Origin of the sequence: Mucilaginibacter sp. (assembly GCF_041088075.1) — a bacterium.
Taxonomy (GTDB): Bacteria; Bacteroidota; Bacteroidia; order Sphingobacteriales; family Sphingobacteriaceae; genus Mucilaginibacter_A.
The window spans coordinates 17,568-38,311 of the sequence record NZ_JBGCVY010000064.1; the positions used below are offsets into that span (position 1 = coordinate 17,568).

Annotated in this window: 16 protein-coding genes and 1 pseudogene; 13 read left to right on the top strand and 4 right to left on the bottom strand. The window is 40.2% G+C overall.

The window, feature by feature from the left end; translation table 11 throughout:
* Position 1: 1 nt before the first annotated feature.
* The 8 genes from V5804_RS15655 (at position 2) to V5804_RS15690 (ending at position 5,732) form a co-directional block, all read left to right on the top strand.
* Positions 2–706 (top strand): SDR family NAD(P)-dependent oxidoreductase, encoded by a 705-nt coding sequence (locus tag V5804_RS15655; RefSeq protein WP_369592343.1) that lies wholly within the window; start codon positions 2–4, stop codon positions 704–706.
* A 155-nt stretch (positions 707–861) separates the two neighbouring features.
* On the top strand, positions 862–1,239 hold the full coding sequence (locus V5804_RS15660) for a hypothetical protein (protein WP_369592344.1): 378 nt from the start codon (positions 862–864) through the stop codon (positions 1,237–1,239).
* 58 nt (positions 1,240–1,297) lie between these two features.
* The gene (locus V5804_RS15665) at positions 1,298–1,546 is read left to right on the top strand and encodes a hypothetical protein (protein WP_369592345.1); all 249 of its coding nucleotides are present in this window, start codon (positions 1,298–1,300) and stop codon (positions 1,544–1,546) included.
* A 312-nt stretch (positions 1,547–1,858) separates the two neighbouring features.
* The gene (locus tag V5804_RS15670) at positions 1,859–2,719 is read left to right on the top strand and encodes an Rpn family recombination-promoting nuclease/putative transposase (RefSeq protein WP_369592346.1); all 861 of its coding nucleotides are present in this window, start codon (positions 1,859–1,861) and stop codon (positions 2,717–2,719) included.
* Between the two features lie 56 nt (positions 2,720–2,775).
* Positions 2,776–2,958 (top strand): hypothetical protein, encoded by a 183-nt coding sequence (locus tag V5804_RS15675; RefSeq protein ID WP_369592347.1) that lies wholly within the window; start codon positions 2,776–2,778, stop codon positions 2,956–2,958.
* A 132-nt stretch (positions 2,959–3,090) separates the two neighbouring features.
* On the top strand, positions 3,091–3,867 hold the full coding sequence (locus tag V5804_RS15680; RefSeq protein ID WP_369592348.1) for a DUF5668 domain-containing protein: 777 nt from the start codon (positions 3,091–3,093) through the stop codon (positions 3,865–3,867).
* Between the two features lie 50 nt (positions 3,868–3,917).
* Positions 3,918–4,985: a sensor histidine kinase gene (locus tag V5804_RS15685; protein WP_369592349.1), complete on the top strand. Its 1,068-nt coding sequence runs from the start codon at positions 3,918–3,920 to the stop codon at positions 4,983–4,985.
* 3 nt (positions 4,986–4,988) lie between these two features.
* On the top strand, positions 4,989–5,732 hold the full coding sequence (locus V5804_RS15690) for a LytR/AlgR family response regulator transcription factor (RefSeq protein WP_369592350.1): 744 nt from the start codon (positions 4,989–4,991) through the stop codon (positions 5,730–5,732).
* Positions 5,733–5,846: 114 nt separating this feature from the next.
* Here V5804_RS15690 and V5804_RS15695 read toward each other — a convergent pair whose 3' ends face one another.
* Entirely contained in the window at positions 5,847–6,551 is a 705-nt protein-coding gene (locus V5804_RS15695; protein ID WP_369592351.1) for a DUF2490 domain-containing protein, read from the bottom strand.
* Between the two features lie 203 nt (positions 6,552–6,754).
* Between V5804_RS15695 and V5804_RS15700 the strand changes: the two genes are divergently transcribed.
* Together V5804_RS15700 and V5804_RS15705 are read left to right on the top strand one after the other, a co-directional pair.
* On the top strand, positions 6,755–8,686 hold the full coding sequence (locus tag V5804_RS15700; RefSeq protein ID WP_369592352.1) for a M1 family metallopeptidase: 1,932 nt from the start codon (positions 6,755–6,757) through the stop codon (positions 8,684–8,686).
* A 574-nt stretch (positions 8,687–9,260) separates the two neighbouring features.
* On the top strand, positions 9,261–9,740 hold the full coding sequence (locus tag V5804_RS15705) for a DUF4126 domain-containing protein (RefSeq protein WP_369592353.1): 480 nt from the start codon (positions 9,261–9,263) through the stop codon (positions 9,738–9,740).
* Positions 9,741–9,957: 217 nt separating this feature from the next.
* Here V5804_RS15705 and V5804_RS15710 read toward each other — a convergent pair whose 3' ends face one another.
* The 3 genes from V5804_RS15710 to V5804_RS15720 form a co-directional block, all read right to left on the bottom strand.
* Entirely contained in the window at positions 9,958–10,857 is a 900-nt protein-coding gene (locus tag V5804_RS15710) for an NDP-sugar synthase (RefSeq protein WP_369592354.1), read from the bottom strand.
* A gap of 82 nt (positions 10,858–10,939) precedes the next feature.
* Positions 10,940–12,058, bottom strand: coding sequence for a M42 family metallopeptidase (locus tag V5804_RS15715; RefSeq protein ID WP_369592355.1), 1,119 nt, complete (start codon positions 12,056–12,058; stop codon positions 10,940–10,942).
* Positions 12,059–12,403: 345 nt separating this feature from the next.
* Positions 12,404–14,251, bottom strand: coding sequence for a chloride channel protein (locus tag V5804_RS15720; RefSeq protein WP_369592356.1), 1,848 nt, complete (start codon positions 14,249–14,251; stop codon positions 12,404–12,406).
* A gap of 163 nt (positions 14,252–14,414) precedes the next feature.
* Between V5804_RS15720 and cas9 the strand changes: the two genes are divergently transcribed.
* The 3 genes and pseudogenes from cas9 (at position 14,415) to cas2 (ending at position 20,318) form a co-directional block, all read left to right on the top strand.
* Positions 14,415–18,962 (top strand): type II CRISPR RNA-guided endonuclease Cas9, encoded by a 4,548-nt coding sequence (gene cas9, locus V5804_RS15725; RefSeq protein ID WP_369592357.1) that lies wholly within the window; start codon positions 14,415–14,417, stop codon positions 18,960–18,962.
* A pseudogene (cas1, locus tag V5804_RS15730) lies at positions 18,959–19,984 on the top strand (type II CRISPR-associated endonuclease Cas1). Before cas9 ends, cas1 begins: the two are co-directional and overlap by 4 nt.
* Positions 19,985–19,988: 4 nt before the next feature.
* Complete coding sequence (gene cas2 / locus V5804_RS15735; protein ID WP_369592358.1) at positions 19,989–20,318, top strand: CRISPR-associated endonuclease Cas2; 330 nt, start codon at positions 19,989–19,991, stop codon at positions 20,316–20,318.
* Positions 20,319–20,744 lie beyond the last annotated feature (426 nt).

Sequence of the window (20,744 nt, forward strand, 5' to 3'; positions counted from 1 at the left end):
TATGAATATTGTAATTACCGGGGCGAGCAGCGGCGTAGGATTTGAAGCGGTAATTGAATTAATTCATCAACCCGGCCACCAAATTATTGCCCTGGCGCGTTCCGAAGAAAAGCTGGCCCGCTTGTTGGAACTTTCGCGTTCGCTAAACCCGGACTGCATTTTATATCCCGTGGCTTTTGATATTGTGCACGATGATTATGCCGATCTGCAGCAGTTTATCAAAACGCATTTCGACGGAAAAATTGATGTGCTGATCAACAACGCCGGCACTTTGATCAACAAACCTTTTGCCCAACTGGGCGAAAGCGATTTTGTGGAAATGCTGCAAAGCAATTACCTCGGCCACGTGCGCATGATCCAGGCGATGCTTCTTTTACTGGCAAAAAATTCGCACATCGTTAACATTGGCAGCATGGGCGGTTTCCAGGGAAGCGCCAAGTTTGTTGGCTTGTCGGCTTATTCGGCCAGCAAAGCCGCGTTGCACACCTTGACCGAATGCCTGGCGCAAGAACTGGCCGAACAGGAAATAAAAGTAAACTGTTTGGCTTTAGGTTCGGCACAAACCGAAATGCTGGAACGTGCTTTCTCGGGCTACCAATCGCCGGTAATGGCTTTTGAAATGGGTAAATACATTGCTGATTTTGCTTTGACGGGACATAAATTTTTTAACGGAAAAGTGTTGCCCGTGGCGATGAGCACGCCGTGAGTTTTGAGGTGGTAAAAGAAGTATAGGCAAAAAGTTTTATAAAACGATTGCATTATTTAAACTTAACTTATTACATTGATAGCTTTAAGCTTAATTTTGAAATTATTATAATTGTATTAAGGTTTAGAGTTAGAGTTTAGCAAAATATTTTTTTTATGGGAAAACATCGTGTTGAAGCCAAACTTAGCGCAAATAAAGCGAGGGCAAATGTTATTGTTGATACGGTTACATGGGAAGAAAATGGAATACACTTTCATTACGCGCCTGCCTTAGACCTTACCGGTTATGGCAATACACAAGAAGAAGCATTTCAATCCTTCAACATTCAAATAGATGAATTTTTAACGTATGTTTTAAATAAAGGTACAGTTTATGATGAATTAGAACGTTTGGGATGGACGGTTAATAAAAAGAAAAAGCAAATTACCGCACCCATAGAGGCCGATCTGTTAGCTGATAACGAAACCTACAGAAACTTAATTACAATGCAGGGGATTAATAAAAGTTCAACCCACATCGAACTGGCATTGTAAAAAAAACATGGGCACCCGAAAGTTAAGCAACATTTCCATATCTCAATTTGAATCATTTTTGGAACTTGCAGGTTGCAAATTTATTAAAAACGAAAAAGGGCATTGCAAATATTCCCGGTCAGATCTCTTTCGCCCAATAATCTTTCAAAACCACATTAACCCTATTCCCGAATTTATCATAAAAAATTTGTTAAGACTTTTCCCTTACACTAAAGATGATTTTTTTGATATTTTAGAAGGCGTTAAAAAAGTAGAACGAAACGGGAATACTTTTACTTTAACCACAAAAGACAAGAAAAATCCTTAACAATAATTAAAAAGAAACTTCCGATAAGGCCGCAACTTCTTTTTAATACAGAAAAAACAAAGTGTTGCATTTGTTTATTAGTGCGTCGTAAATTTTGGGTGGTAAAAGAAGTATTGGCTGCAGAAGTTGGATGCTGTTTTTATCGGGTAAAAATTTAATTCTTTTTTTGGTTTGTGCCCAGATTTTCTAACAATATGTTTAATTCACGAAAGGAAGATATATCAACAGCTTGTTGCAAGAATAAGCCGATCGTTAGGCCAGCTTTTCTCAATCTAAAATTTCATATATATTTACCCTTCATTCAAAATCAATATGAAGGCAAAATACATCAACCCTTTCACCGATTTCGGTTTTAAAAAGATATTTGGGGAAGAAGCCAGCAAACCTTTATTGATTGATTTTTTGAATGCGCTTTTGCCTCAAACCAATAAAATAGCAAACCTTTCTTTTAAAAATACGGAACAGCTTGGGCAAACCGATTCAGACCGAAAAGCCATCTACGACATTTACTGCGAGAATGAAAACGGCGAAAAACTGATTGTAGAACTGCAAAAAGCAAAACAAAACTACTTTAGGGAAAGAACTGTTTTTTACTCCACTTTTCCGATTAGGGAACAGGCCGAAAAAGGCAACTGGAACTACAACTTGAAAGCGGTTTATTGCATTGGCATCCTCGATTTTAAGTTTGATGATTACGAAACTGAGCCGGAAAAAAGTGAAGTTGTACACACCATCAAACTAAAAAACCAGAACGGAAAGGTGTTTTATGATAAACTGACCTACATTTACCTGGAGATGCCCAACTTCAAAAAAACAGAAGAAGAGTTGCAAACGCGGTTGGACCAATGGCTTTATTTTATCCAAAACCTGGAGGACTTCCAAACCATTCCGGCCATATTTAAAGACGAAATTTTTAGCCAGGCTTTTGAAAAAGCTGAACTTGCAAACCTTGACCATACGGATTTAGACAATTACGAAAACAGTTTAAAAACCTACCGCGATTTAAAAGGTGTGATAGATACTGCTTTTGGTGACGGAAGATTAGAAGGCAAACAGGAAGGCATATCTGAAGGCATATTACAAGTTGCGAAAGCATTAAAAGCAAACGGTATTTCAATCGAAATCATTGCTAAATCAACCGGACTTTCAGTAAACGAAATTGAAAACTTGTAACAGGATTGCATACAGTGTCAAACAATTACGAAAACAGTTTAAAAACCTACCGCGATTTGAAAGGTGTGATAGATACCGCTTTTGGTGACGGAAAAATGGAAGGAAAACAGGAAGGTGAAATGGAAGGAAGATCAAAGGAAAAATTAGAAATTGCGAAAGCATTAAAAGCAAATGGCATATCAATCGAAATCATTGCTAAAACAACCGGGCTTTCAGCAGACGAAATCGAAAACTTATAACCCAGAGCGGCAATCCTAAAAATCCCGCCGGAAAAACACCATCGTTCACCGAATATTTACAAGCCTTAACCTGTTTGCTGTTTTGCCGTTAAAGCCGTTCGGGTACATTTGTGCCAGCATTTAAACAAAACGATGAACAACCTCCACCATACAAAACAATCCGGCCGCGCCATTGCAGGTTTTGTCCTTATGGGCATTGGCCTGGTTTTGTTGCTCAAACAGTTTGATTTTTACTTTTTCCCAAACTGGCTGTTTAGCTGGCCGATGATTTTGATTATCGTTGGTTTGGTAAAACGCGCCAACAACCCGAACAACCAATCCTGGCTGATCCTGATTTTGGTGGGCGGCCTGTTCCTGCTCCAAAAAATATTTTCCGGGGTGGATGTCTTTCATTTTGGCTGGCCGGTCATCATTATTGCAGTTGGCTTGTGGATGATCTTCCGCCGGAATTACGATTTCAACACCAAAAATACTATGGTAAAAGAAGCATTTGCCAACGATAATTTTTTAAACCCGGAACCCAATCCGGCAAAAGAAGCTGATCAAACCTTTGCCCAACCAGAATCAAACGAAGATTTTTTGAACACTTTTTCTATCTTCAGCAGCGCGAAAAAAAACGTGTTTTCCAAAAATTTTAAAGGCGGCGAAATTGTGAATATTTTTGGCGGAACGGATATTGATTTCAGCCACGCTAATATCAACGGGCAAATTGTGGTAGATATGGTCCAGCTTTTCGGTGGCACAAAACTGATTGTTCCGCCGCACTGGCAGGTAGTTGCCGATATTGCCCAGGTTTTTGGCGGCGTAAACGATAAACGCATCCCGCACGCCGACGTGGCAACCAGCGGGAAAGTTTTGGTTTTGAAAGGCATTTCTATTTTTGGCGGTGTGGACATTAAAAGTTTTTAACACCAATTTTATACCCGTAAAAACAGTATCAACCTCAAATAAATAAATTTTTGGAAACGCCTGCCTCTTTGTTCAACAAGTTTCGCACCGTGGTAGGCACAGGTTTAATTACCTGGTTTGTGCTGCAAAGTTACCTGCTTAATGATTTTGGTTTTAGCTGGAAAATTGCAACCACGGATGCCGGCGTTACCAACCTTTTGCTTGCCGGCGCGTGCCTGCTCATCAGCAACAACCTGCGTTATTATCAGCCCGAAAAAGGCCGTTCTGTTTTTATTTTGGTGCTGTGTTTGGTGTTGAGTTTATTTTGGCTGATCGCTTGCAAATGGCTGTTGCCGCAATTGATCCCCGATCCGGCCTACAAAGCTTTTCTGATACAATCCTTGCCCATCCGGTTTTCCATTTCGTTCCTGATTATTGGTTGTATGGCGATGCTGAGCGCTTTGCGTTACATGTTGAAAGACCAGAAAGCCAACGAAAACCGGCAACTGGCCGCCGAAACATTGGCCCGCGATGCCGAACTGTACAAACTGCGCCAGCAATTACAGCCGCATTTTTTGTTCAACAGCCTCAATTCCATCAGCGCGCTGATTGGTTTTAAACCGGACGAGGCACGAAAAATGATCCACCAGCTTTCTGATTTTTTGCGCGGAACGTTGAAAGAAGAACAGCAATGGGTGCCGTTGCAGCACGAACTGCAGCATTTGCAACTGTATCTGGATATCGAAAAAGTGCGTTTCGGCCATCGCCTTTCCACCGTTTTGCGGCATAATGATGCGGCAGATGCCATGCTGATCCCGCCGATGTTGCTGCAGCCTTTGGTAGAAAATGCCATTAAATTTGGTTTGTACGATACCATTGGCGATGTAACCATTAGCCTGGATGCGTTGGTTGTTGACCGCGCTTTGCAGATCACGATTAGCAACCCTTATGATCCGGAAACTGCTTCCCCAAACCGTGGAACGGGTTTTGGTTTAAGCGGTGTAAAACGACGTTTGTATTTGCTGTTTGCCCGGCACGATTTGATCGAAATCGAAACCAAAAACAACCTTTTCAGCATTACGCTAAAAATTCCGCAATCGTTAACCGAACAAAATCAAATACTTCAAACAAACACTTAATTTATGCCGGTAAAAACAGTATTGGTTATTGATGATGAGCCACTTGCACGTTCTATTGTGCTGGAATATTTGCAGCAATACCCGCAACTGCAGGTGGCGCAGGAATGCAGCGACGGTTTTGAAGGCGTAAAAGCCATCATGCAGCATAAGCCCGATTTGATTTTTTTGGACGTGCAAATGCCAAAAATCAACGGTTTTGAAATGTTGGAACTGGTTGACCACGCGCCTGCCGTTATTTTTACCACGGCTTTTGATGAATATGCGCTCAAAGCTTTCGAAACGCACGCGGTTGATTATTTGCTGAAGCCTTTCAGCAAAGAACGTTTTAATAAAGCGATTGATAAGTTTTTGGAAAATCAGCCTAAAAAACAGGAACAAACCACGGCTTTGCTGGAAACTGCGGCCAGTTCGCCTGCGCAGCACGATCGGATTGTGGTAAAAACAGGCACAAAAATTAAAGTCATCCCCGTTCAGGACGTGATTTACCTGGAAGCTGCGGATGATTACGTGAACATTCATACGGCTGGCGGCGCGTTCCTCAAAAACAAAACCATGAGTTTTTTTGAGCAGATATTGGATCCGGCTTTGTTTACGCGAGTGCATCGTTCGTACATTGTTAGGGTCGAGCAGATTACGCGGATTGATCCTTATGAAAAAGAAACGCATGTTTTGATCTTGAAATCAGGCGCCAAAATTCCGGTTAGCAAGGCGGGTTATGCTAAGTTGAAGCAGGTTTTGGGAATTTGATTTTGTCATGCCGAACTTGTTTCGGCATCTTACATGAAAAGTACCTTTGTGCCATCAATCCTGAGACAAGTTCAAGATAACAACCCACCAATTCTTACCCGATAAAAACAGTATCTAAAAATTAGTGTAAAAAGCCAGTTGAAACACATTGTTCCGCAAATTGCCAACCCGATCCTTGGAATATACAAACTGATAACCAAACTCTGCATCTATTTTTTTACTAAACCGATAACCAAAAGAAACGTAGGAACGGTTTTCGTCTAAAAAATTGCCGTTGGCCCTTTCTTTATGCTGAACATTTACAAAAACCTCGTTCTGTAAAGCTAAATAAACACCTTTGTTAAAACTCGTATCCGTTTTAACCAAAGGAATCTGGCTGCGGATATAATAACGCAAACGCTGCGAAAATCCACCCTGCTCCATGTTGATAAAACGCTGTTCGAGGCGCAAACGGTTGGATAACGTTGATTTTCCAATTTTTGCATCAATTTGATACTGCTCCCAGATCCGGTTTTCCGCATGATAAATCCGACTGCTTTCATTATCTTTATAACTTCCGAAAAAAGCATAACCGGCTCCTGCTATTTGGTTTTTACTTACGTCATAAGTAATTCCCGGCCTCACAAAGTAAGTGCTGGTGTTGCTAAACTGTTTATCAGTTCGATATTGGGCATCAAACATATAACCCCAATTTCCCGAAAGTTTTTGCTTGTGAAAAAGCGCAAGCCAGCCAGTATATTCTGTTCCTGTTTGACTGTAGGTTTTAGTGGTTACACTTAAAAGCAATATTCCGGTTAAAATCAGGTATTTATGTTTCATCGTTCTTAACCAATACAAATTCGGGGCAATTGGTTTTATTTATTACATTAAAAACTTTCAGAAATACTGTTCAGGCTTGTGTACTTAAACCTATAATACTACTTTAGCAAATGCTGTTTTTATACCTGTAAAAACAGTATCATCTAAATAAAATGAAATATAAGTTTACGTTTTTCCTGCTAATTTTTTCCGTTACAAAATCTATGGCACAATCGGACCGTTGGCAGCAACACGTAAACTACGCCATTGACGTGAACATGAACGTGCAGACCAACCGATTTACCGGCACGCAAAAACTCGAATATACCAACAACTCGCCCGATACGTTGAAACGCGTTTTTTACCATTTGTACTGGAACGCTTTCCAGCCCAACAGCATGATGGACACGCGCAGCCGCGAACTGGGCAAAACCATCATCAACAAAAAACAAGATTGGGACCCACGTGTGAAAGACCGGATTTTGAATTTAAAACCCGAAGAAATCGGCTATCAAAAAGTGTTGTCGCTGAAGATGAACGGTATCGCCCAAAAGTATAAAACCGAGGAAACGATTTTGGTGGTTGATCTGAACCAGCCAATTTTGCCACATGCCAAAGCTGTTTTTGATATGGTTTTTGAAGCACAAGTTCCGCTGCAAATCCGAAGAAGCGGCCGCGATAACCCCCAAACCGGTGTGCGGTATTCAATGAGCCAGTGGTACCCGAAAATGTGCGAATACGATTACGAAGGCTGGCACCCAACGCCTTACGTTGCCCGCGAGTTTTATGGCGTTTGGGGTGATTATGATGTCAAAATTACGATTGATAAAAAATACATGATCGGCGGAACCGGCTATCTCCAAAACCCGCAGCAAATTGGTTTTGGTTATGAAGCAAAAGGAACAACGGTAAACCAACCGGCAGGAAATACTTTGACTTGGCATTTTATCGCGCCAAACGTGCATGACTTTATGTGGGCGGCCGACCCGGAATTTAAACATTTATCTGCCCAAACTGCGGATGGAAAAACCATCAACGTTATTTATAACCGCGACCCAAAAAAGCTGGCGCAAGAATTTGAGGCGCTAAAACCAGCACAAAAAGAATTTTACCAAAATGTAGAAAACTATATTAAAAACTGGAACGACCGCTGGCAGGAAGTTTTGAATGCTGCGGTGCAGGAAATGCCCTACATTCAAAAAACGTTTGGCCCATATGTTTGGAAACAGTATTCGTTTGTGCAGGGCGGCGATGGCGGCATGGAATATCCGATGGCAACTTTGATTAACGGGCCAAGCTTGGGAACGGTTTTTCACGAATGGATGCACAGTTGGTACCAGGGCATGATGGCCACAAACGAAAGCGAATACCCCTGGATGGACGAAGGTTTTACCAGCTACGCCGAAGATCTGGTAACCCGCGATTATACTGCTTTCAGGCGTAAAAAAATGGCGGCGGCCAATCCGGCAGATCCCCGTTTGGCTGTTTTGGATTCTGTTATAAATGCACAACCACACGAATCGGCTTACAAAAGTTATTTTGCTTTGGTGAAGCTGGGCTTGCAGGAACCTTTGACCACGCACGCCGATCATTTTGAAACCAATGCCGCTTACAGCATTTCTTCTTATTCCAAAGGGGAAGTGTTTTTGGAACAATTGGGCTACATTACCGGAACAAAAACGCGCGACCAGATTTTGCTGCAATATTACCGCGAGTGGCACCTAAAACATCCAAACGCCAATGATTTTATCCGCGTAGCCGAAAAGGTAAGCAACATGAAACTGGATTGGTACAAAGAATACTGGATCAACACCACCAAAACCATTGATTACGGTATTGACAGCGTTTGGCAGGAAGGCAGCAAAACCAAGATCAGGTTGGTTAACCACGGCAAAATGCCGATGCCGATTGATTTGCAGTTAACGTTTAAAAACAGCAAAAAAACTTTGCATTACATCCCGATGTATTTGATGTTTGGAGATAAACCGGCAGAAAATTTGGTTCCGCGTGTGGTAGAACAAGCCTGGAAATGGACGGACCCAACTTATACGTTAACGTTAGACGGTAAACTCTCGGATTTGGAGTGGATTGAAATAGACCCAACGCACCGATTGGCCGATGTGAACGAAAAGGATAATTTTTTGGAGCTGAGGTAAAAGCAAATTAAGCTATAAGGTTTTTAATCCTTAACAATTTTCCCTTTATCAATTTTTGCCTGATAAAAGAAGCATCCTCCAATTTCTAACTGTTGATCAAGCCCAAAACGATCATTAAAAAAAGGATCAAAAAAACGATATTGATACTGATTGGCTGTGTTTGTTTATGTTCGATGTTCATCGCGCTAATCTTTTTTAATAAAACAAATACCTTCTTGTAAAGAGAGTTGTAAAAGCTTTTGCAAAAGTTGCACCACAACAAAGCAAACGAATTGAAAAACAAGAAAAAACAGGTTTGCAAAGCACCGAATAAAGCTTTTCTTTCGGCAACAAAACCAATTATGCTGAAAAACAGCTTCTAATGCTTCTTTTCTCAACCTAAAAACTGACTGTTAAACTGTTCAAAATTTGCCTGATTTTGAAAACAGTAAAATATGATTGCCAGCAAAATTTCCCCTCATTGCAAAAAGTATAGTTGCCGCAATGCTTCGCCATGAACCATGACCAATTAACTATCAACCAAAAGGTAACAAACTATAACACCTGCCGCCTGTTAAGCTTCTAAATAATCAATATGAAAACCAGTAAAAAAATAATTGCCAAAGCTATTGGGCTGGGTGCCATTGCAGGTATGCGGGCCACGGTTGCGCCTACCGTCCTCAGCTATTTTTTAAACAAACATCCAAGTAAAGCACTGGCCAAATCAGGACTGGGCTTTTTGCAATCGCCAATCACGGGCGTGATAACCAAAGTGTTGACGGCTGGCGAATTTTTGGGCGATCAAATACCAAACGGGCCGAACCGCATTGTTTTTCCGCAAGTGGCAGCACGTGTTGCCTCCGGTGCTTTGGCTGGCGCGGGTTTGTTCCGCTCAAACAGAGCCGGAATTGCCAAAGGTTTGGTTTTGGGCGGCGCTTCTGCTTTGGCCGTAACTTTTGGCAGCTATTATTTGCGGAAGTATGTGGACAAAAAACTGCACGCCAAAGATGGTGTTGTGGGCGGTTTCGAAGATTTGCTTTCGCTGGTTGGCGGCTGGATTGTGATGCGGAAATAACCTCGCCCCGGCCCTCTCCTTAAGGAGAGGGAGGCAATAGCGATGACCTTTCAAAGGTCCCACCTTTTTATTGAGATTTAGGTTGAAGATAAAAAAAGAGCCGGTAAAAGAAGCATTCGTTGATACTTCTTTTACCGGCTTAAAATTAGAGTCCTGAAGGATTCTGAAACAAGTTCAGAATGACAAGCCAAAGTTTAGCATGACTAAAAATGAGGTTTTATCCCCACAAATTGCTTGGATAAGTTCCGTTGGCCACCAGTTCTGATATTTTTTGCTGTACAACCGGTTTGTCTTCTTTATAAGTTACGCCAAACCATTGTGCCGAAGTCGGGATCACTTTGAAAGATGCTTTGCCCGATTTGATCAGTTCATCGGCTGCTTTTGGCAACAAAAATTCGGATTTTGGATCTGCTGAATTAGCTTCTACAAAAGCCTTAAACATCGGTTCCATCAAACCATAAATTGCCGGAGAAAACCCCCAAAAATTCATGGAAGCGCGCGGGTCATCATGCAGCGGCGTTTCCACACCGTTTTCTTCGTACACAATTACGCCGTCTTTTTCATAAACCTTTAAACGCTCGTTGATCTCCACCAAATTGTTGTTTTTGTCAACTTTACACACACCACGCGAAACAGAACCGTTCTCAGACAAAGTTTTATCTATTTGATAGCCCATCAGCGAAAAATGATTATCGGTAACTTCGCTGGTTAAAAAAGCAGCCATTTTTTGGTAAGCTTCGGCACCGTAAAAATCATCTGCATTGATCACACAAAATGGTTCCTGAACTTGGTTCCTGGCTTCTAAAACTGCGTGTGCCGTTCCCCATGGTTTTGATCTTTCTATCTCTTTATCAATGCCATAAGGTTTTAGGTTGAAGGTTTGAAACACATATTCCGTTGCAATTTTACCGTTCAGTTTCGGCTCAAATTTCGACTTAAAACTGTCCACAAATTCTTCGCGGATGATAAAACTGACTTTGCCGAAACCAGCTTTGATGGCATCGTAAATAGAATAATCAATAATGGTTTCGCCGTTTGGGCCAAAGCCGTCCACTTGTTTCATGCTTCCGTAACGGCTGGCCATTCCGGCCGCCAGTATTAAAAGGGTTGGTTTCATTGTTTTTTGGGTTGATTTTTTAATAATGATTTTAGGGTGGTAAAAGAAGCATCATACTGTTTTTACCACCTAAAAGTTTGTGTTATTTAAAATATTTAAAATCCTGACCGTCCTGGATGTTCAGCAAACTTTGATAAATCAGGCTGATTACATTGTCCACATCTTCTTTGTGCACCATTTCTACCGTGGTGTGCATGTAGCGCAGCGGCAACGAAATTAAGGCCGAAGGAACGCCGTGGTTGGAATAAGCAAAAGCATCGGTATCGGTGCCGGTAGAACGGGATGAAGCCTGGCGCTGGAACGGAATGTTGTTTTTTTCTGCGGATTCGACCAGCAATTTATTAACGTTGTGCTGAACGGCAGGCGCATAAGAAATAACCGGGCCGCGGCCACAAGCCAAATCGCCTTGCGTATTTTTGTTGATCATCGGCGTTTGCGTATCGTGCGTAACATCGGTGATAATAGCCACGTCCGGCTCGATATATTCGGCAATCATTCCCGCGCCTGCCAAACCAATTTCTTCCTGCACGGCATTCACAATATACAAACCAAAAGGCAGCTTGATGTTGTTTTCTTTCAGTTTGCGGGCTACTTCGGCAATCATAAAACCACCCACGCGGTTATCCAAGGCACGGCCAACGTAATAACGGTCGTTCAACACCATAAATTCATCTTCATAAGTAATCACACAACCAACGTGAACGCCTAATTTTTCAACTTCATCTTTCGATGTGCAACCGCAATCCAAAAAAATATTCTTCAACGTTGGCGCTTCTTCTTTTTCGCCGCCGCTGCGCGTGTGAATGGCCGGCCAGCCGAATACTGCTTTTACCACCCCTTTTTCGGTGTAAATATTCACACGTTTGGAAGGCGCAATTTGATGGTCGGAGCCGCCGTTACGGATCACATAGATCAACCCATCGCTGGTGATGTAATTGACGTACCAGGAAATTTCATCGGCGTGCGCTTCAATCACCACGCGGTATTCGGCTTCCGGGTTGATGATGCCAACCGCAGTACCGTAATTATCAACGTATTGCGCATCAATATAAGGCTTTAAATATTCCAGCCACATTTGCTGTCCGGCAGCTTCGTAACCGGTTGGCGAGGAATTGTTGATGTATTTTTCCAGAAAAGAAAGCGATTCTGGCGTTACAACGGGTACGTGTACTTTTTCGGGTTTGTCGGTATTTTCGGGCATAAGTTTTATCCAGTTCTATGAATTGCTTTGATTTGAAAGCAAATATAACAAAGCAACTAAATTTTGGTGGAAATGTTTACCTCTCCCCGGCCCTCTCCTTGAGGAGAGGGAGTTAGCTACACCGGGTTTTCAAGTCCCTCTTTTTTGGAGAGGGATTTAGGGTGAGGCTTTTGAACAAGCATTTAAGACAGCAGGCATATTAAAACTGTTAAGCTGAGTCCGTTGAATCCCTACTTCACCAACACTAATTTTATGCCGATAAAAGAAGCATAGATAGTTGATGGTTTATAGCTAATGGTTCATAGGTAGATTGGCAATAGCATATAGCCCAAAGCTGATAGCTCCTCAGGCCGAATACCCCTTCAACAACTCCCGGTACTGGTTTAAAATTGTTGATTTCGATATAAAACCAACAAACTTTTCGCCGTTTACAACCGGCAAATTCCAATTATTCGTATCATCAAATTTGCGGATGATGGTGCGTGTATCGTCCTGCACATCCACCAATGCAGGCGGCGCTTTCATTACTTTTTCTACGTCCAGCTCGTCGTACATTTCGTGGTTAAACATGATTGGGCGGATATCGTCCAGCGTAATAATGCCGACAAGCTTATCGCCATTCTCCAACACAGCGATAAAGTTGCGGTGGCCTTGCCGCACCAGCTCCAGCAAGTCTGGGAAAGAAGCGTTAACATCAATCGTTTGGACGTTTGTTTCGATCAAATCCGGTGTGTGCAGCAAGGTGAGCAAGTTGCGGTCGTGTTCATGGGTGAAGATCTGCCCTTCGTCGGCCAGCTTTTGCAAATCTGGGGAAATTGGCGAAAACCATTTCGAGATCACGAAGGAAATCACCGAAACGATAAAAAGCGGGATAAACAAATCATAGCCGGAACTGGATTCGGCAATCAAAAAAACGGCGGTCAAAGGTGCATACATTACGCCGCTCATTACACCGGCCATGCCCACAATCAGTAAATTATTAATCGGCACATTTGGGAAACCCAATTGCACATAAACCGACGCGAGAAAAAACCCCAAGGTGCCGCCGCAAACCAGCGAAGGCGCAAAGTTACCGCCCACACCGCCGCTGTTTAGTGTGATGGAAGTGGCAAAAACTTTGAATATGCAAACGCAGCCCAAAAAAAGCAGGATAAACCAGGGCTGATAAGGGAAATATTTTAAAAAACTGGCCGAAATAACAGTTTCTACCTGCCCGCTGGCCAAATTTTTTACAGATTGATAACCTTCGCCAAAAAGCGGCGGCAACAAAACGCAGAGTAAAGAAAGCAGCAACCCGCCAATCAAGGCTTTTTGCAAACGGTTTCTTCTTAAGTTCTTAAAAAAATGCTCTACATGCTGGGAAACCACCATATAATAGCGTGAATACAAACCGCAGAAAATGCCCAGGATAATATAATAAGGGATGTTTTTATAATCGAAAGGGTGGCGTGTGCGGAACTGAAACAAGGTTTCTTCGTTCAAAATAATTTTGGAAAGCAAGCTGCCGCAAACTGCTGCCACCACCAAAGGCACAAAATCGGTAAAAACAACGCCCGTGAGCAAAACCTCGAAGGCAAACATAATTCCGGCCATTGGCGCATTAAAAGCCGCGGCAATACCGGCCGAAGCACCGGCAGCAAGCAATAAAGTACGTTCGCGATAATCCAGTTTATAAGTTTTGGCGAAGTTGGAACCGATGGCAGCACCGGTAACAGCAATCGGGCTTTCCAAACCGGCCGAACCGCCAAAACCAACGGTTAAAGCGCTTTGCACAATTTGCGAGTACATTTTGGTGGAAGAAACCAAACTGGAGTTTTGTGCAATCTCGTATAAAATGGCCGGTACGCCTTTCCTTTTTTCCTTGCTAAAAAAAGTAATCGAACATAAAGTTGTCAGCACAATACCTAAAACCGGGAAAATGATATAGTATGCAATCTGTTCCTCAAAATGCACACGGTTATGAATGAGGTATTCGATGTAATGCACCAGCATTTTGAGCAGCACGCCCGCCAAACCAGAAGTTAAGCCCACCAAAACCCCGGAAAGCAGCAGGAACTGGCTGCGCGACACGTTGTTACGAATCCAAGTGAGGATAACCTCGTAACTTTTGGCCTTGAGGATGCTGTCGTGTTTCAGGCTTTTTAAGAGACGGATGAACTGGACGTACTTCTTTTTGCGGGTGTAATCTGTCAACTTAAACTGGTTTGGTTGCGGCAAAAATAGGAAAATAAAAAAGGCGAGTTGCCCCGCCTTAAATGTTTTCACAACGGAATAATCCTTATTGTGATTTGCTTTTATTCTTGAACTTCAAAGAAAAACGATTTATATTACAAAACCAAAATAATAAATAAATTATATGAAGAAAACAACACTTGGATTAGACCTCGGAACAAATTCAATCGGCTGGGCACTTATAAATCTGGATTTTGAAAATAACGAAGGAGAAATACTCGGTCTGGGAAGTAGGATTATTCCAATGTCTCAAGATATTTTAGGGGAATTTGAAAGAGGTAATTCGATTTCACAAACAGCCGAACGAACACGGTTAAGGGGTACGAGAAGATTAAGGGAGCGGCATTTATTACGCAGGGAAAGGTTGCATAGAATATTAAATTTACTTGGGTTTCTACCTCAACATTACGCTAATAAAATTGACTTTGATGTACGTTTAGGACAATTTTTACCGGAAACAGAAACCAGATTGGTTTATGATGATAACAGCAACTTCATATTCAAGGAATCTTTTGAAGAAATGCTTTCAGACTTTCGAAGACACCAACCCAAATTACTAAACAGAAAAAACAATAAAGGAGAAGATGCAAAGATACCTTATGATTGGACAATTTATTATTTAAGAAAAAAAGCTTTAACAGAAAAAATAGAACAAGAAGAATTGGCATGGCTGCTTTTGCATTTTAACCAAAAGCGTGGTTATTATCAATTACGTGGCGAAGAGATCGAGGATAAGCCGAATAAATTGGAGAATTTTTATTCGTTAAAAGTAGTTGAGGTAACTGCCGATGAGCCGCAAAAAGGCAAGAGCGAAATCTGGTATAATGTTATTTTAGAAAATGGTTGGATTTATCGCCGTGCAAGTAAGTTACCACTATTTGATTGGAAAGATAAAACGCGTGATTTTATTGTAACTACTGACTTAAATGAAGATGGCAGTATTAAAAAAGACAAAGAAGGAAAAGAAAAAAGAAGCTTTCGGTCACCAAAAGAAGATGATTGGCAATTACTTAAGAAGAAGACTGAAAATGAAATTGAAAAATCTGATAAAACAGTAGGCGAATATATTTACGATGCACTTTTACAAAACCCAAATCAAAAAATAAAGGGTAAACTTATACGCACGATCGAAAGAAAATTTTACAAAGCTGAGTTAGAGCAAATCCTGAAAAAGCAAATTAAATTGCATAATTCTTTACAAGATATAAATCTATATCAACAATGTGTAGAAGAGTTATATCCACACAATTTACATCATCAAGCTACAGTATCAAATAAAAACTTTCTACACCTTTTTGTTGAGGATATTTTATACTATCAAAGACCATTACGCAGTCAGAAAAGTTCCATCAGTAATTGTCCTTTAGAGTTTAGAACATTTATACTCGAAGGTATAAAAAAAATAGAGCCTTTAAAGTGTATATCAAAATCACATCCACTATATCAAGAGTTTCGGTTGTGGCAATGGATTAGCAACTTGCGTATTTTTAACAGAGAAAACGATGCTAATGAAACTGAGAAATACTTGCAAACCAGTCACGGCACGACTGCACTATTCAATTTTTTAAATAATCGAAAAGAAATAGACCAAAAATCATTCCTGCAACATTTTAAACTGAAAGAAAGCAACTATCGCTGGAACTATGTAGAGGATAAAAAATATCCTTGTAATGAAACCCATTCTATGATATTGGGTCGGTTAGAAAAGGTAAAAGACGTATCACAAGAATTTTTAAATAAAAAAAAGGAAGAAGAATTATGGCATATTATCTATTCTGTAACTGATAAAATTGAATACGAAAAAGCATTGAAATCTTTTGCAGATAAAAACAACCTCGATAGAGAAAGCTTTTACGATGCATTTAAAAAATTCCCTCCGTTTCCAAGCAACTATGGTTCTTACTCTGCAAAGGCAATAAAGAAATTATTGCCACTAATGCGTACCGGAAAATATTGGAATGAGGAAAATATAGACGAAAAAACAAAAGACAGGATTACAAAAATCATCAATGCGGAAGTAGATGAAACGATAGAAGAAAGAGTTAGAGAAAAAGCTAAAACTTTAACCCAAATAGAACATTTTCAAGGACTACCAGAATGGCTGGCTAAGTATGTGGTGTATGATCGCCATTCTGAAAAAGGCGATTTAGGGAGATGGAAAACAGTTCAAGACTTAGAAGAATATTTAAAATCGTTTAGGCAACATTCTTTAAAAAACCCAATAGTGGAACAGGTAATAACCGAAACGCTGAGAACAGTAAAAGATATTTGGCAACGTTATGGAAATGGCACTGAGAGCTTTTTTGATGAAATCCACATTGAATTAGGCCGTGATATGAAAAATCCTGCCGCTGAACGAAAACGAATTACAGAACAAGTAACTAAAAACGAAAACACTAATTTTCGCATTAAAGCTTTGTTAGCAGAAATGTTAAACGATAATTCTGTTGAGGGTGTACGGCCGCATTCACCTACTCAGCAGGATATTTTGAAGATATATGAAGACTTTGTTTTAAATGCAGCTTTTGAAATTCCTGATGATATTGAAAAGATCAGTAAACAACCGCAGCCTACAAGTTCCGAATTGCAACGTTATAAACTTTGGTTGGAACAAAAATATCGTTCGCCTTATACGGGTAAAATCATTCCACTAAATAAGCTATTTACTCCAGCTTATGAAATAGAACATATTATTCCGCAAAGCCGCTATTTTGATGATAGTTTTAGCAACAAAGTAATATGCGAAGCTGCTGTAAATACTTTAAAAGGCGGCCATACCGCTTTACAATTTATTCAGAATCATCCTGGACAACTTGTAGAATTAGGCATGGGCAAAACTACCAAGGTTTTTACAGAAGAAGCTTATGCAGAGTTTGTAAAGCAGCATTACGATAAAAGCCGAACAAAGAAAAATAAACTGTTAGCATTGGATATTCCTGAAAAAATGATTGAACGGCAAATGAATGATACCCGTTACATCAGCAAGTTTATTATGCAAGCTTTGTCAAATATTGTAAGGTCAAACAAAGATGACGATGGCGCAAACTCTAAAAATATATTGGCAAGCAACGGACAAATTACTACTAAGCTTAAACAGGATTGGGGAATGGATGCTATTTGGAATGAATTGATCTTACCAAGATTTGAAAGACTAAATCAAATAACCAATACCACACATTTTACTACTCATAACGAAAGGTATCAAAAATACCTTCCAACTGTTCCATTAGATTTACAAAGAGGTTTTCAAAAGAAAAGGATAGACCACCGACACCATGCACTGGATGCATTGGTGATTGCTTGTGCTACGCGCAGCCATATCAACTTTTTAAACAACCAAAATGCTTTAGAAAAAAATAAATCAGTAGAACAAAAACAGCAAGGTCGTAATGATTTAAGAAAAAGATTATGTGATAAAAAATACAACGCCGGTTCATCAGAAAATTATCAGTGGATATTTAAACAACCGTGGGCAGGATTTATACCTGAAGCAAAATTTGAGTTGGAAAAAATTGTTGTAAGCTTTAAACAAAACCTTCGTATTATCAATAAAACGGTCAATAAATATGATACTATAAAAGACGGCGAAAAAGGTAAAGTTAAACAGCAAAAAGGACAGAGCTGGGCTATAAGAAAACCACTACACAAAGACACAGTCTCAGGATTGGTTTCATTAAGAAAAACAAAATCAGTTTCCTTATCTACTGCTTTTGAATTACCTGAAAATATTATTGACAAGCCTTTAAGAAAATATATACAAAAACTTATTATAGAAGGATTTGACAAAAAGAAATTAATAAAACATTTTAAAGAAAACAACAATCAATTAAACGGGCAAGACACTTCAAAAGTTAGCATTTACTATTGGGAAACTGATAATGTTGCATCCAGAGTAAGCCTCGACATTACTTTTAATAAAGCAAGAATTGAAAGCATTACCGATACTGGCATTCAAAAAATATTATTGAAACACCTTGAAAACAATAAAGATAATCCTGAAATTGCTTTTTCACCTGAAGGAATTGAGGAAATGAACAAAAATATTGTTGTGTTAAACGATGGAAAATTTCATCAACCTGTTTTAAAAGTACGGACTTATGAAACCAAAGGAAATAAGTTTGCAGTAGGTCAGGCAGGCAATAAGAAAACAAAATTTGTTGAGGCTGCAAAAGGCACTAATCTTTTCTTTGCTGTTTATCAGGATGAGGACGGGAAACGAAGTTTTGAAACCGTTCCTTTGAATGAGGTTGTTGTACATCAAAAATTAGATGCAAGTTTATCAAAAGATGATAGAAGACAATCTTCACCTATTCCTACAAAATTAGAAAAAGGGACATTATTATTCACCCTGTCGCCAAATGATTTAGTTTACATACCCAATGAAGATGAATTAGAGAATCATCAAAATTTAAATTTTAAAAGCATTAAACAGTCAGGACGTATATATAGGTTTGTAAGTTGTACTGGCAGTGAAGGACATTTTGTTCATAATAATTATTCAATAGGTATAATCAACAACGAACATGGCACCAATAATAAAAGTGAACGAATGCTTGATTTTAAGAACATACCTGTTTTTTATGATGAAAAAGGCAAACCACAAATGATTAAAAATATCTGCTGGAAAATAGTTGTTGATAGAATTGGAAATATTAAATCTGTTTTAAAATGATCAAACGCACCCTCCACTTCAGCAACCCGGCCTACCTCAGCTTAAACCAAAGCCAGTTAAAAATTGACCTGCCTCATTTAAAAGTACTGGGCGAAAAAGAGTCGGTAAAAACAGTACCCATTGAAGATATTGGGATTGTGGTGTTAGACCACCAGCAAATTACCATTACGCATGGTTGTATCGCCGCTTTGCTGGAAAACAATGCGGCCATCATCACCTGTAATCATACGCACCACCCAACGGGTATGATGCTGCCCATAGACGGGCATGATATACAAAGCGAACGTTTCCGCTATCAGATTGATGCTTCGCAGCCTTTGAAAAAGCAGCTTTGGCAGCAAACCATACAGGCTAAAATACTGAACCAGGCAGCGGTATTGGCAGAACGCGGTGTTGATTATGAGAATATGCTACACTGGGCCAAGTCGGTAAAATCGGGCGATCCAGACAATTATGAAGGCCGCGCTGCTGCTTATTACTGAAAAAACGTTTTTCCCAAAAAAATAGAATTTTTCCGTGGCCGGGAAGGTGATCCGCCAAACAACCTTTTAAATTATGGTTACGCTATCTTGCGGGCTATTGTTGCCCGCGGGCTGGTTTGCTCCGGCTTGCTCCCTACCCTCGGCATCCATCACCGTAATAAATACAACGCTTATTGCCTGGCCGATGATATTATGGAGCCTTATCGCCCTTATGTTGACCGGATTGTTTTAAAGATTATTGATAACGGCGAGAACTTTTTAGAATTGGGAACTTCCATCAAAACTCAATTGTTAAGCATTGCAACGGTTGACGTGGAATTTGAAAAAGGCCGAAGCCCTTTAATGGTTGGCCTGCAAAATACCACGGCTTCGCTTGCACGGTGTTATGAAGGCGCGGCCAGGAAAATTGCTTATCCGTTTATCAAAAACTTCGATGCAAAACGCAATTACAAAGCTTGGGGCGAAGATGGTTTGAGTAAAGCTGCCGAAGCGGAAAGCAATTATAATACAGCAATTGATGATATAGATTTACCTTTTTAAATGGATGCGCCTAAATGAATACCGCATTTTGTGGATTTTAGTATTTTTTGACCTGCCAACAGAAACCAAAAAGGAAAGGCAGATATACACTAAATTTCGTAAGGATATTATGAATGACGGTTTTGCTATGTTCCAGTTTTCGATTTACCTGCGCCATTGCAGCAGCCGCGAAAATGCCGATGTACATATTAAGCGGGTAAAAAAAGCATTGCCGGCTAAAGGCCATATCTGTATTTTAACCATAACCGACAAGCAGTTTGGCATGATGGAACTGTTTTACGGAAAAGAAGAAAAAGCCTTACCCAACACGCCGCAGCAATTAGAACTGTTTTAAAGCCGGTTCAGTTTAAATCAAAAATCCCGTATGCTTCTTTTAGCACTATTAAACTGGTGTCCCACGTGTTGCCTTAACTTATTAAATAAAAAACGTTTGATGATTTTAATGCGATAAAAGAAGCATCAAGGAATAACAGTAGCCCCTGCCCAGAAAAAATAATTCGCTTTAAAAACAAAACCCGGAAGCTAAAGCAACCGGGTTTTTAAATTCCTGATTTTTGATCTAAACTACTGAAATTCAACCTACTACATACTGATATGTTGTGGTAAATATCAGTAATTCAAAGAATGAAAGCAAATCACAACTTTCTCTTCCTATTATACCATCAACAACAATGTTGTGGTAAATATCAGTAATTCAAAGAATGAAAGCAAATCACAACAGTCAAGAATAAAGATACGGACGACGAACAGTTGTGGTAAA

Excerpts from the sequence above, each read along its gene's own strand:
- V5804_RS15655 (WP_369592343.1), top strand. The coding sequence starts at position 2 with ATGAATATTGTAATTACCGGGGCGAGCAGCGGCGTAGGATTTGAAGCG.
- V5804_RS15680 (WP_369592348.1), top strand. The coding sequence starts at position 3,091 with ATGAACAACCTCCACCATACAAAACAATCCGGCCGCGCCATTGCAGGT.
- V5804_RS15715 (WP_369592355.1), bottom strand. The coding sequence starts at position 12,058 with ATGCCCGAAAATACCGACAAACCCGAAAAAGTACACGTACCCGTTGTA.
- V5804_RS15700 (WP_369592352.1), top strand. The coding sequence starts at position 6,755 with ATGGCACAATCGGACCGTTGGCAGCAACACGTAAACTACGCCATTGAC.
- V5804_RS15710 (WP_369592354.1), bottom strand. The coding sequence starts at position 10,857 with ATGAAACCAACCCTTTTAATACTGGCGGCCGGAATGGCCAGCCGTTAC.
- V5804_RS15660 (WP_369592344.1), top strand. The coding sequence starts at position 862 with ATGGGAAAACATCGTGTTGAAGCCAAACTTAGCGCAAATAAAGCGAGG.
- cas9 (WP_369592357.1), top strand. The coding sequence starts at position 14,415 with ATGAAGAAAACAACACTTGGATTAGACCTCGGAACAAATTCAATCGGC.
- V5804_RS15695 (WP_369592351.1), bottom strand. The coding sequence starts at position 6,551 with ATGAAACATAAATACCTGATTTTAACCGGAATATTGCTTTTAAGTGTA.
- V5804_RS15705 (WP_369592353.1), top strand. The coding sequence starts at position 9,261 with ATGAAAACCAGTAAAAAAATAATTGCCAAAGCTATTGGGCTGGGTGCC.
- cas2 (WP_369592358.1), top strand. The coding sequence starts at position 19,989 with ATGCGCCTAAATGAATACCGCATTTTGTGGATTTTAGTATTTTTTGAC.
- V5804_RS15670 (WP_369592346.1), top strand. The coding sequence starts at position 1,859 with ATGAAGGCAAAATACATCAACCCTTTCACCGATTTCGGTTTTAAAAAG.
- V5804_RS15690 (WP_369592350.1), top strand. The coding sequence starts at position 4,989 with ATGCCGGTAAAAACAGTATTGGTTATTGATGATGAGCCACTTGCACGT.